The organism is Flavobacterium sp. ZB4R12 (assembly GCF_048276375.1).
Taxonomy (GTDB): Bacteria; Bacteroidota; Bacteroidia; order Flavobacteriales; family Flavobacteriaceae; genus Flavobacterium; species Flavobacterium gawalongense.
The window spans coordinates 1-12,239 of record NZ_JBLNKS010000004.1 but is presented as its reverse complement, the minus strand read 5'-3'; the positions used below and the strand labels follow the sequence as shown (position 1 = coordinate 12,239).

Genomic DNA, 12,239 nt, shown 5'->3' with positions numbered 1-12,239 from the left:
CACCCTAAAATACATAACCCATGTATTCCTTAAAGGTACGTTTATTTATTTTACTGCCCACAATAGCTGTTCTTGGAATGGATTCCTTAATTGCTGCCGCCTGTCTTAATGAAGACCACATGTTGCATGTTAGAATATATAATGGGTAAGTGTATCCAAAAAAAATATATTCCACTTAGCAAGTGGACTTCTTTCTTCGGATTGTTTACGCACAAGTCCGGCACCCTTTTATGTCTATTCATTATCCTATTAGCAAGTTTGCATTCTTCTGCCAGCGCACAAGAACTCGACTGTGATGAAGTGCTGGTGTCGCTTCAGGTGAAATACATTGGCAGTACCGAGCTGCCTTCAATAATCTGTGGCGAGGAAGTGTATCTTTCGGTACCCGATGTTTTTGATTTTTTAAAGATTAAAAATACCACTAATGCTAATTACAGCACGATAGAAGGTTTTTTTATCAATCAGAAGAACAACTTCAAAATAGATGAAATCACCAACCAAATTATGTACAAAGAGCAGGCGATCCGTCTAAAACCGGGCGATTTGATCCGAACTCCAACCAATTTGTTCCTGAAAGCTTCCTATTTTAATACGGTTTTTGAGCTCGAAAATAACTTTAGCTTTAGGAGTTTGACGGTTTCGATGTCCTCGAAACTGGAACTTCCGGCCATCAGGGAAGCGCGTATCGCGCAGCTGCGGGCCAATATCAACAAAATCAAAAACGAATTTACTGCCGATACCACCCTAGGCAGGGACAAACCCCTGTTTCACTTTGGAACAGCCAATTGGGCCGTCGATGCCAACCAACAAGCCAATGGAACCCATTCTGAAAGACTGCTTTTAAATTTGGGAGGCATGCTTGCCGGAGGGGAACTGACAAGCGCATTTAACTACGGCAGCAATCAGCCCTTTATATTAAAAAACCAGTATTACCGTTGGCGGTATGTCAATGACGACAATAAATATATAAGCCAGATCACGCTGGGAAAAATAGGCGCGTCGTCAACGGCCACTATTTTGTATCCGGTTGTCGGAGGACAAATCACCAATGCGCCCACCCAAATCAGAAAATCTTTCGGCACCTATGCCTTAAGCGACCATACCCAACCCGACTGGATGGTAGAGCTCTACATAAATAATGTATTGGTCGATTACATAAAAGCGGATGCTAATGGTTTTTTTTCCTTTAATGTTCCGCTGATGTACGGCCGCACCGAAATTTCGCTGCGGTATTACGGTCCCTGGGGTGAAGAACAGGTTTCAGGCAAACAATTTGTGATTCCTTTTAATTTTCTTCCAAAAAAAGAATTGGAATACATCCTGAGTTCCGGAATCATAGAAGATGGCAAGAACAGTACTTTTGCTAATGCAAAAGTAAACTATGGCCTTTCTAATTATATCACCCTAGGAGGCGGGGTGGAATACGTTTCGTCTTTAAAAAACAATAAAATCATCCCTTTTTTCAATTCGTCCGTGCGTGTATCGTCTCAATTGTTTATTTCGGGAGGCTACTATTATAAGGTTATGTATAACGGAATACTGAACTATACCGCTCCCAATAACCTCCGATTGGAGTTGGATTATACAAAGTATGACAAGAACCAACAGTCCATCCGTTTCAATTATTCAGAAATGCGTAAGGCGAATTTGTCCTTTCCGATTCATACCGCTCATTTTTCGGGTAATTCCCGATTGTCCTTGCAGCAAAATTTGTTTAACACCAATAAATACACTACTGCCGAGCTTTTATTGTCTGGAACGGGCTATGGTTTAAATTTTAATTTTACCACCAATTCCTTTTTTACCGATTCCAATAAGCCGCTCCTTTACAGTAACCTGTCCACTTCACTCCGGCTCCCAAAAGGGTTTGTTTTAATCCCCCAAGTAAGGTACGAATACAACGCTGACGGCATCACTTCATTAAGAGTCGAACTAAAAAAACAAGTGTTCAAAAAAGGCTATGTCCAGGCTTCTTTTGATCGTAATTTCAAGACCAACAGCAGTTACCTGCAAATGGGTTTCCGATATGATTTCGAGACTATAAGCACTGGTTTTTCAAGCAGTTTTACCAAAAATCAAGCTTCGTTTTCTCAGTCGGCCAGCGGCAGCCTGATTTATGAGCCCAAAGCAGATTTTATCGATTTTAACAATAAGACCAGTGTAGGAAGGGCAAGCATAAAATTCATTCCTTTTTTGGATACCAACGGCAATGGAAAACGAGACCCAAATGAACCTCCCGTAATTGGCATGCAGATTCTATTGAATGGTGGCGGCAGACAGATCAACTCCAAAGACGGAACCACTATAATTACCGGATTAGAGCCGTATATAAAAAACCATGTGGAACTCAACACCAATAGTATCAATACTATTGCGTGGCGAGTAATCAATAAAACCTTAAACATTACGCTAAACCCTAATCAATTAAAAATAATTGAAATCCCTGTTGTTGTAGTCGGAGAAGTGGGAGGAACAGTTAACAGAAATGAAAATGGAAGACTCATTGGAACCGGTGGTTTAAAAATCAATATTTATGATATTGACAATGTTCTGACCACAACCATTCTTTCGGAACCCGACGGGTATTTTAGTTTCCTGGGTTTAAAATCAGGCAGGTATTCCGCAAAAATAGATTCGCTGCAATTACAAAAATTACAAATGAAGGCAGAACCCGCTAACGCACCTTTTGAAATTGACAACGGAGCGGATGGAGCCATTGTGGACAATATTGAATTTGTGCTGCATAAAGGAAAAATTAAAAAATCGGATACTGAAACGATTCCGTTGCATAATCCAAGTAAAACAGCAGTTGTTGCAGTTTCTGAAATAGCAACTGATCCAATAGAGTATGGCGAACAAGTCGTTTATAGCGTGCAACTGCTGTCATCTAAAACGCAACTCCCGTTAAACCATCCTTGGTTCAAAAACAAAAAAGAAATAGTTGAATATGAACATCATGGTGTTTACAAATATACTTGGGGCTCAAGCACCTCGCGCAGTAAAGCCAACAAAATTAAAAACAGGTTACGTTCGGAAGGCTATCATGATGCTTTTGTAGTCCCTTTTCATAAAAATAAAAGGATCAGCAGGCAAGAAGCCAAAGCAATTGACAAAAAGAACGCCGCTATTCAGTTCGCAGCCACTTCTCCAAAATCACAATCTGGGATCTTCAACTCCCCTACTTCTGTTATCGATGCAAGTAGAGAAGAACAATATGAAAGCAGTCCCGAAGAAGGATTAATTTTCAAGACCCAACTTTTAGCTTCAAAAAAGAAAGTGGCACTATCTGATTCTTTCTTCAAAGGTTTGAAGGACGTTAAAGAATACCTGCATAAGGGATTGTACAAATATACTATTGGAACAAATAAATCGATGACCGAGGCGAACAAGAATAAAAACAAACTGCGTTCCCAGGGATTCTCTGGCGCTTTTGTAGTGCCTTTTAATGACAATAAAAGGATAAGCACCCAAGAAGCCAAAATAATTATTAAAAAGAAGACGATTGTACCGTTAGTAACTGTTCCTCAAGAATTACAACCTGAGATTTCCATCCCATACACTCCCATTGCTATTGCAAGTACCCCGGAACAGTATAAAAGCAGTCCGGAAGAAGGATTAATTTTCAAGACCCAGCTTTTGGCTTCAAAAAAGAAATTGGCATTAACTGATCCGATTTTTAAAGGTTTGAAAGGCATTAAAGAGTATCTGCATAAAAAATGGTATAAATACACTATGGGTATCAGTAAATCGCTGAAGAAAGCGAACGAAATTAAAAACAAACTGCGTTCCCAGGGGTTCTTCGGGACTTTTGTGGTGCCTTTTTATCACAATAAGAGGACAAGCATACAAGAAGCCGAAGCAATCAATAAAAAGAATGCAGCTGATTTGTTGGAAGCTGCTTTTCAAAAATCACAATTAGACCTTTCCAAACCCAATACTTCCGTTACCAATGCAAGTACAGAAGACCAATATGGAAACAGCCTTGAAGAAGGATTGATTTTCAAGAACCAGCTTCTGGCCTCAAAAAAGAAAGTGGCGCTATCTGATCCGATTTTCAAAGGTTTGAAGGGCGTTAAAGAGTATAGACATAAGGGAATGTATAAATACACAACGGGCACCAGTAAATCGATAGCGGAAGCAAACGAGATTAGAAACAAGCTGCGTTACCAGGGATTTTCTAATGCTTTTGTAGTGCCTTTTTATAACGATGAAAGAATTAACTCCGGTAAAATTAGTGGAGTAGTATTTTACAAAGCTGAAAATTTAGATGGGATTGCCGGTATAAGAGTACTTATCTATGACTCCAACAATACTATAACCACAGCTACCCTTTCAGAAGTCGACGGGACCTTCACCGTTCTGGGCTTAAAGCCGGGAGATTATACCGCCCAATTGGACAGTGAACAATTGGATAAAGCACAAATGATACCAACGGCACCAGTTCAAAAATTCAGTATTGCCAATGATAATGGGAATGTTGAGGCTAAATTGAAATTTATTCTGGAAGCAAAAGACAATAAAAACCAACAGCCAGATGAAAAATCTACCGGCAATAAAATAACTTCCCAAAAAGGTTTGGTTTTCAAGGTTCAGATAATGGCTTCAAAACATAGGAAATCTTTTTCCAATCCGTTGTTTAAAGTCTTAAAAGGAATTGAAATGTATCAACATGAAGGTTGGTACAAATACACTTGGGGAGAAGCCAATACCCTTGAAGAAATAAGAAAAATAAAAAGAGACCTTCAGAATCGCGGATTTAAAAATGCTTTTATAGTCCCTTTTTATAATGAGTTGCGAATGAGTTTGCAAGAAGCTACAGGGGAGGTTTCCCTGAAGATGAATGGTGATTTATACGAACTTGGAGGCATTAAAATAAATATTTATGATGACAACAATGTATTTATTACTTCTTTACTTTCAAAATCCGATGGTCATTTTAGTTTTCTTGGGCTACGTCCGGGGAATTACAAGGCAGAATTAGATCCGATTCAATTAGATTATTTGAAGATGATTTCTGATACCGATGCCATGAAATTCAGTATTGGAAATAATGTGGATGGAGATGTTCCCAAACAATTAAATTTTATACTTCAACAAAAAATAACTAATCCAAAATAACTTTAGCCTGCTATCGAACAAATACCTAAAATAAATTGGCGTTCAAAGTTCAAATCACGGCTTCTAAATTGAAATTACCTGTAAGTCATTTCTTTTCTCACTTATTAAGGCACCAAAAAAACCATAAATCCATGGTCAGGCCACTGTTCATCAAGTCGCTTTTTTAAACAATGAAAAAGGATAATGTTATCTGGAAAATAAAGTAATCCAATCGTTTCCCCTTTTGATGTATCATCATCGAGCCATCCTATCCGCTTCCATTAAGCTATAATTGATGACTACAAATAGGAAAATATTGGATAGTTATCTCTAAAAAACTTTTAAACCCAATTTATTCTAACGAAATTCTTTTGGAATGGAATGTCTCTCATAAGTAAGAGCGAAGTGCTCTTCTGCCTTTTTATAAGAAGTTAACTCAAAGTGTTCTACTACTATTTAGTACAATCCCATCTCGACACGTTCGATATAGGAATCTTGCATTCGTATCTGAATTGAAAATACAAATGTCATTCTTGCTTTTAGATTTCTCTACCCCTCTTTGTCTTGCTCTAATTTATGATTGTAAAAACCTTAATTTTAATCTTTGCAACACCTGTTCATCTAATGGCTTTTCGACAAAATCAATAACTTTGGAATAGGAGAAAGCTTTTTCTTTGTCAGATGCATCTACGGATGATGTTACCATCACAACATGTACTTCTTTCCCAAAACCATCCTGATGAATGACTTCCAATAAATCCCAGCCATTCATAACAGGCATATTTATATCCAGAAATAATAAAATAGGCTTGGCATCATCAGGAAGTTTATCAAAAAAATCCAATGCTTTTTTTGCAGAATTAAAAGTATGGGGCGACTCTTCAAACTTTGCCTTTTGTAAAATTTTTTTATGCAGAAAAAGGATTATATTATCATCATCTACAACCACTACAGTAAAATTCATCTAATTTTAATTTTTTTAAATATTAATGCGTTCAGTTTTTTTTACAATGTTTCTTATTATTTTGTCCAATTCAGTTCCGGAATCAAAAAAATGATTCAATAAATCTTCAAATTCGGATGATGTACTATCCATTTCTTTAATGAGATTTACAATACCCATCATTCTTGCTAAAGGAGCCCTAGCTACATGTGACTGTGTCCAGGCTATCTGTTGCAATTTTTCGTTTTGCTTTTCTATTGCTTTAATATATTGTACGCGCTCTGTAATGTCATTTGCGAGAACCAATTCAGCTCTCTGATTGTTGAAATAAATGATGTTACTTTGAATCTCTACATGAATAACATCTCCGTTTTTCTTCTTGTGTCTGTAAATCCCTTTTGTCGGGAGTTGATCTTTTTGTTTTGGAGAATTAACTGCTGCTGCTAAAATCGTAACCTCTCCTTCAGGTATAATTTCTTTGACAGTCATTTTTAAGAATTCATCTTCTGTGAATCCATAATTATAAACGGCAGAATCGTTGACATCTAAAAACTGAAATGTGTCCATATCACATACCCACATTGGTTGCGGACTTAAATGAAAAAGATCGCTGTAGCGTTTTTCAGATTCTTTAAGTAAAGAAATTGATTTTTTTCGTTCTATGGAATAAATAATACTTTTATAAAGCATTGTCGCGTTCAAATCATCTTTAATTAAATAGTCTAAAATCCCTTGAGATATTGATTTGATACTGAAATCAACATCTGAATAACCTGTAAAAACTATTACTGGACATAATGAGGCCGTCTGCAAGATTTCAGTAATCAAATTTTGTCCGCTTTTATCCGGCAGCGTAAGATCCAATAAAATGATGTCGAAAAAACTATCGCGAGAAGACAAGATTACAGAAGCTTCTTTGAAATTTTTTGCATGTGTTATTTTAGGATTGAGAATAAGTTCTGTTAACAATTCCTCAACTATCATAAAATCACCAAAATTATCTTCTATGACTAAAATACTGTACGATTTTTTATCTTTTATCATTTGAAATAATTTTTTCTGGTTGGCAACTTCACTACTGAAATCCAAAAATTTTCTATTTTAGTAATAACATCCATAAAAGAATCTATATCTACCGGCTTAGTGATATAGCAGTTGGCATAGTTTTGATAAGACATAAAGATATCTTTTTCAGAAGAAGAAGTAGTAAGCATAATCACGGGTATATGTTTAAAAACTCCGTTCCCTTTTATGTATTTCAGTACTTCAATCCCATTTTTTTTAGGCAGATTGATATCCAGCAGTAAGAGATCTGGTATCTCCGAATTTAGATAATTACCCTGTTTATTTAAGAAATCAACTGCTTGCTTTCCATCTTTTACTACGTCTAGTTTGATAACTATTTTTGCATCTTCAAATACCTCTTTTGTAAGTAGAATATCACCTTCGCTATCCTCTACCAATAAAACATGAATGGGTTCCATTGTAATTATTTTTTTATTTAAACTAAAAACTACTTTGTAAGTTATGTTATGGATTTTTTATTCTAATTTTTTCTCTTGTATTACTGCTGTTTTTTAATTGTAAAATAAAAGGTACTCCCTTTACCCTCGGTAGATTCTAACCATATTTTACCTCCAAGGTTCTCAACAACTTTTTTTGTAACCGCCAGCCCAATCCCTGTTCCAGAATACTCGTCTTTGTTATGAAGCCGTTGGAAAATGACAAATATCTTGTCAAAATACTCCTCTGCAATGCCTATTCCATTATCAATTACTGCAAATTGCCAATGATTTTCAAATTCCTTAACCGTAATATTTACTTCGCAGTAGAATCCTTCTTTTGAATATTTCAAGGCATTACTTATTAAGTTTTGAAATACTTGACGCAGTGGTGCGCTATGGCCTTGAATAACTGGAAGTTTATCAAACTTAATAATGACTTTTTTCTTCTCTATCCTTTTTCTGAACAGCAGTTGGATTTCTTTAACTAATTCATTCAGATCAAGTTCTTCCTGGTCATCCTCTAGAGTACCTGCTCTGGAAAATTCTAATAAATCCAGTATGATTTGTCGCATCCTTTTGGCTCCATCTACCGCAAAATGGATATATTTCTTACCTTTTTCATCAATTACATCTCCATATTTTTTTTCCAATAAAGTAAGAAAACCGGTCACCATACGCAACGGCTCCTGTAAATCATGAGATGCAACATAGGCAAACTGTTCCAATTCAATATTAGAGGTTGCCAGTTGTTTTACATTTTTTTCAAGATTCATGTTTAACTCTTTTAGCTTTTCTTCAGCCATTTTCCTTTCTGTAATATCTCTGCCAATACCCAGTAAACCTATAATTTCATCTTTTTCATTTCGGAGTGGAATTTTAGTTGAAAGTAACCATAACGGCCTGTCATTTTCTACAGTAAAATATTGCTCAAAATCAATAAGTGCATTTCCAGATTGTAATATTTCCAGATCATGCTCAAAGCCAATTAATCCAAGTTCATATGGCAGTACCTCAAGATCTGTTTTACCTATAACTTCTTCTTCCGTGACTGCTCCCAACAGTTGATAATCCACTCTATTACTGATTAATTTTCTGGCCGATAAATCTTTAAAATATATTGTATCCGGTAAATTGTCAATTAACGTTCTTAGGAGATTTCTTTCCGCTTTTATTTTTTGTTCAGATTGTTTTCTTTCTGTTGCATCTCTAAAATAAACTGACAAACCGTTATTGGAAGGATAAACACTTATTTCAAACCATTTATTCAAAGGCGCATAATAGTCCTCAAATTGAGCTATCTGATTATTTTCAGCGGCTTCGTGGTAGTTCCTGTAAGATTCAGAATTAATGCTATCCGGAAATACTTCCCATAAATTATGTCCAACTATTTCATTTTTTAATATACCTATTAGTTTTTCTGCTTGATTGTTCCAATAAGTAACCGTCCAGAACTTATCCATGGCAAAAAAAGCATCACCTATACTCTCGAGAATAGTATTTTTCTCTTCCAGAGTTTCTATAACTGCTAACTCCGCTCTTTTCCTTTTATCAATGCCCTGGAAACTACCGTAAATTTTTATGCATTTCCCTTCGGAAAATTCTGTTTTCCCAATAACTCTTATCCATTTTTCATTTCCTTTAGCCGTAACAATCTGTAATTCCACATCAAATGGAATGTCTTTTTCAATGGCCTTCTGAATTTTTTCGCTAATAATTTCCCTGCTTTCTCCCTCTTTAATGAAATTGATAGCCGTTTCTAAATCCGGCATATAATCTTCCTGAACCTCATAAATTTCTCTAATCAGCTTGGACCAATATACCCTGTTATTAACAAGATTTACTTCCCAACTACCAATACGAGCCAGGGTATTTGTTTTATTAATCAAAAAATCCAGATTTTTTTTCTCAGTAATATCTTTTGCTACCGCAAAAAAGAATCCTTCTTCAGAAGACGGGGAAATTGTCCATGCCAACCATTTTATTTTTCCAGATTTAGTGATATACCGGTTCTCAAAATAAATTCTATCGATTCCTTTAGATAAATCTTCAAATTTTTCAACTGTATTTAGCTTATCTTCAGAATGAATAAATTCAGAAATCGGAACTGCCAATAGTTCTTCCTCCGTATATTCAAGCAGTACACAAGCCGCAGCATTTAATTTTTTAAAATATCCATCTAAACCTGCTATGCAAATAACATCAGGTGCAAAGCTGAATATCTGACTCAGTTCCTGTTCTAATTGCTTACGCTTAATTTCAGCACCAATAAGAATCCCTATGTTTTCAAACAAAACAGAAAAGTCTTCAATTAGATCTTTATCTGAATTTAATCCTAACACAAAAACGGCTATCACTTCATCATTATAAAAAACAGGCAGCCCATAAGCTGATTGCAAACCCAATTTTTTAGCTGCATGTCTGCGGATAAAGCTATTCTCTTCTCTGATATTCTGCCAAAGCTGAATGGTTTTGGTTTCCCAAATAGTGCCGGGTAAACCTTCCCCTTTGGCAAAACTTTTCAGCTCCTTATTTTCATCATAAAAAGCCCGTGATGCATCTGTTTCACAATATTTAGAAACTAAGTTTATTTTCTTTTTATCTGCACTGATTAACCAAGCTTCCGCTATGCTGAAATATCCAAAAACTACCAGTCGATCTAAGACTTTATCCAATATTAGGTTTAATGTGCCCGGCTCATTAAATAACCGGCTGATGTCAGCAAAAAGTGTCTTTTGTAACTCCTCATTTTTTCGTTGTGAAATATCTCTTCCAATAGCTGTCCAATGGGTAAACCAACCTGTCTTATCTGCAACCGGACTTACAGTTAAATTGATCCAAAATTCTGCTCCGTTTTTTTTATAATTTACAGTAGTGATTTCACAAGATTCCCATTTTCTGAGTGCCTCACTTAATCTTTTTAGTTCGTTTTCATCTGATTTTGGACCTTGTAAAATTCGTGGAGTTTTGCCTATTACTTCTTCAGCTGTATAACCCGTCATTCTGGTAAATGCGTCATTTACATAAACTATTTTCGGGCCAGGTTCATCAAACGGTTCTGCTTCGGTGATCAATACGGCATCATAGGTCTTGGAAAAAATGGAAGAGAATTTTTCAAGTTCTTTAATTAAATTCTGCTCCTTTGTAATGTCTTGAAAAGTACCTGATAAACGACTTGGTTTTCCATTTTTGCATACGATCTGACCCATGCTTTCTACATATTTGATATTGTTTTTGGCCGTGATGATCTGAAACTTGTCATTAAAAGGAATTCCTTCAAGTATAGCTCTTTCGGCAAGTAATTTAATTTTATCTCTATTTTTACCTTCGGCATAAAAATTAATTACAGTTTCAATTTCAGGAATGAAATTATCAGGAACTTCATGGATGCATCTCATAACAGCATCCCAATAAAAGATATTAGTTTCCAAGTCTAATTCCCAAACACCAATTTTAGCGGATTGCGCGACTTTACTATAGAGCTCAAGCTTATCAGTCATAATAGATTTTATAATAGATTAGGTGTTTTTGGAACAATCAAATTTAGTCATTATTTTTTTTAGTAATATCATAAAAGCTTGTTTTGTAATTAGTTCCGATAATCATTTAAAAAAAAATATGCTTTTTAGTCCACCGAATTTATTAAATTAATGTTTACCAATAATTTAGGCGAAGAACCAAAATTATTGGTTTATAAAAAAAACATTCATAGAATAAAAGTACTTATTAAATCGATAAAAAGCAAATTAAATCGACGAAATGCATAAATTTTGTTTATAAACAATAAAAAAGGTGGTTCTTCAACTGGATTAGTGGCTAATCAAAATACCTCTTCGGTATCGCATTAATCAACTTCTTTGTATTTCTTTCTGTGGATTGGTATACAATTCATCCACATCAGCAATCTCTTCAATCTTACTTTCATTCATCACTAAAACTTGATCAGACATCTATTTTACTACAGCCAAATCATGAGAAATAAAGATATAAGTAAACCGATTTACATACTTAAATAATACGTATAAGTGAAGCAAATAATAGAACCGTAATACGCTTATTTAAATCTGATGATTTTAGACTACTATTTTACAATCTTAATAATATCTAAGTTCCAGTAATAATGGGAAATGAATAGTATTGCTTAAGTATATAACCCGATAAATAAATTTAATACTTACACAAATGCCTAAACTGATTCAATCCATTTTGGTTGTAAGGCTATGGTCTTACATACCAAAACGTTGGCGTTGTCTTCTAGAAAATTCCGATGGATTTTAAAACCAGAATCCAAAATTTATAAACAATTAGGCAAGGGTTAAACAACAATCCTGTGAACCGTAACATTTAGAAAAACCAACTCGCTACTAAAATAGCGGTAATAACACATATTAAATCGACCAAAAGTATAGTACCAAGGGTGTAGCGTGTGTGTTTAATTTTTATGACTATCCGTAATGCGGACTAAAATCATTTCGAATACAATTTTCGTCGTTTGTACATTTATAAAGCACACAGATAACACAGATTGTACAGATTATACCGATTTACACGGATTTTTTTACTTGGTGAATCAAACTGTTTGTCTCGTCCTGAAAAAAGTTTACACTTTTTGTTATTAATCCTGATATAAATTTACATTAATTCTTAATCCTAAAATGGGTTTATTTTTCATTGTAAATTTTATTAACTTTATATTG

At 35.1% G+C, this 12,239-nt stretch carries 6 protein-coding genes; 2 read left to right on the top strand and 4 right to left on the bottom strand.

The annotated features are described in order from the left end of the window. Positions 1–20 precede the first annotated feature (20 nt). The gene (locus ACNO7W_RS03625) at positions 21–149 is read left to right on the top strand and encodes a hypothetical protein (RefSeq protein ID WP_417937059.1); all 129 of its coding nucleotides are present in this window, start codon (positions 21–23) and stop codon (positions 147–149) included. Next, positions 142–5,118 carry a carboxypeptidase-like regulatory domain-containing protein gene (locus ACNO7W_RS03620; RefSeq protein ID WP_417937058.1) on the top strand — a complete coding sequence of 1,659 codons (4,977 nt, stop codon included), beginning with the start codon at positions 142–144 and terminating at the stop codon, positions 5,116–5,118. The genes ACNO7W_RS03625 and ACNO7W_RS03620 overlap by 8 nt, the downstream gene beginning before the upstream one ends. A 553-nt stretch (positions 5,119–5,671) precedes the next feature. On the opposite strand, the gene ACNO7W_RS03615 is transcribed toward ACNO7W_RS03620, so the two are convergent. The 4 genes from ACNO7W_RS03615 to ACNO7W_RS03600 form a co-directional block, all read right to left on the bottom strand. Next, positions 5,672–6,061 (bottom strand): response regulator, encoded by a 390-nt coding sequence (locus tag ACNO7W_RS03615; protein WP_417937057.1) that lies wholly within the window; start codon positions 6,059–6,061, stop codon positions 5,672–5,674. Positions 6,062–6,076: 15 nt separating this feature from the next. After that, positions 6,077–7,084, bottom strand: a complete 1,008-nt coding sequence (locus ACNO7W_RS03610; protein WP_417937056.1) for a PAS domain S-box protein — start codon at positions 7,082–7,084, stop codon at positions 6,077–6,079. After that, a complete protein-coding gene (locus ACNO7W_RS03605) occupies positions 7,081–7,524 on the bottom strand; it encodes a response regulator (RefSeq protein WP_417937055.1) in 444 nt (147 codons plus the stop codon). The genes ACNO7W_RS03610 and ACNO7W_RS03605 overlap by 4 nt, the downstream gene beginning before the upstream one ends. Before the next feature lie 80 nt (positions 7,525–7,604). Further along, complete coding sequence (locus tag ACNO7W_RS03600; RefSeq protein WP_417937054.1) at positions 7,605–11,042, bottom strand: PAS domain S-box protein; 3,438 nt, start codon at positions 11,040–11,042, stop codon at positions 7,605–7,607. Between the last annotated feature and the right edge of the window lie 1,197 nt (positions 11,043–12,239).

Coding starts and splice junctions, on each gene's coding strand:
- ACNO7W_RS03615 (WP_417937057.1), bottom strand. CDS start 6,061: ATGAATTTTACTGTAGTGGTTGTAGATGATGATAATATAATCCTTTTT.
- ACNO7W_RS03600 (WP_417937054.1), bottom strand. CDS start 11,042: ATGACTGATAAGCTTGAGCTCTATAGTAAAGTCGCGCAATCCGCTAAA.
- ACNO7W_RS03605 (WP_417937055.1), bottom strand. CDS start 7,524: ATGGAACCCATTCATGTTTTATTGGTAGAGGATAGCGAAGGTGATATT.
- ACNO7W_RS03625 (WP_417937059.1), top strand. CDS start 21: ATGTATTCCTTAAAGGTACGTTTATTTATTTTACTGCCCACAATAGCT.
- ACNO7W_RS03620 (WP_417937058.1), top strand. CDS start 142: ATGGGTAAGTGTATCCAAAAAAAATATATTCCACTTAGCAAGTGGACT.
- ACNO7W_RS03610 (WP_417937056.1), bottom strand. CDS start 7,084: ATGATAAAAGATAAAAAATCGTACAGTATTTTAGTCATAGAAGATAAT.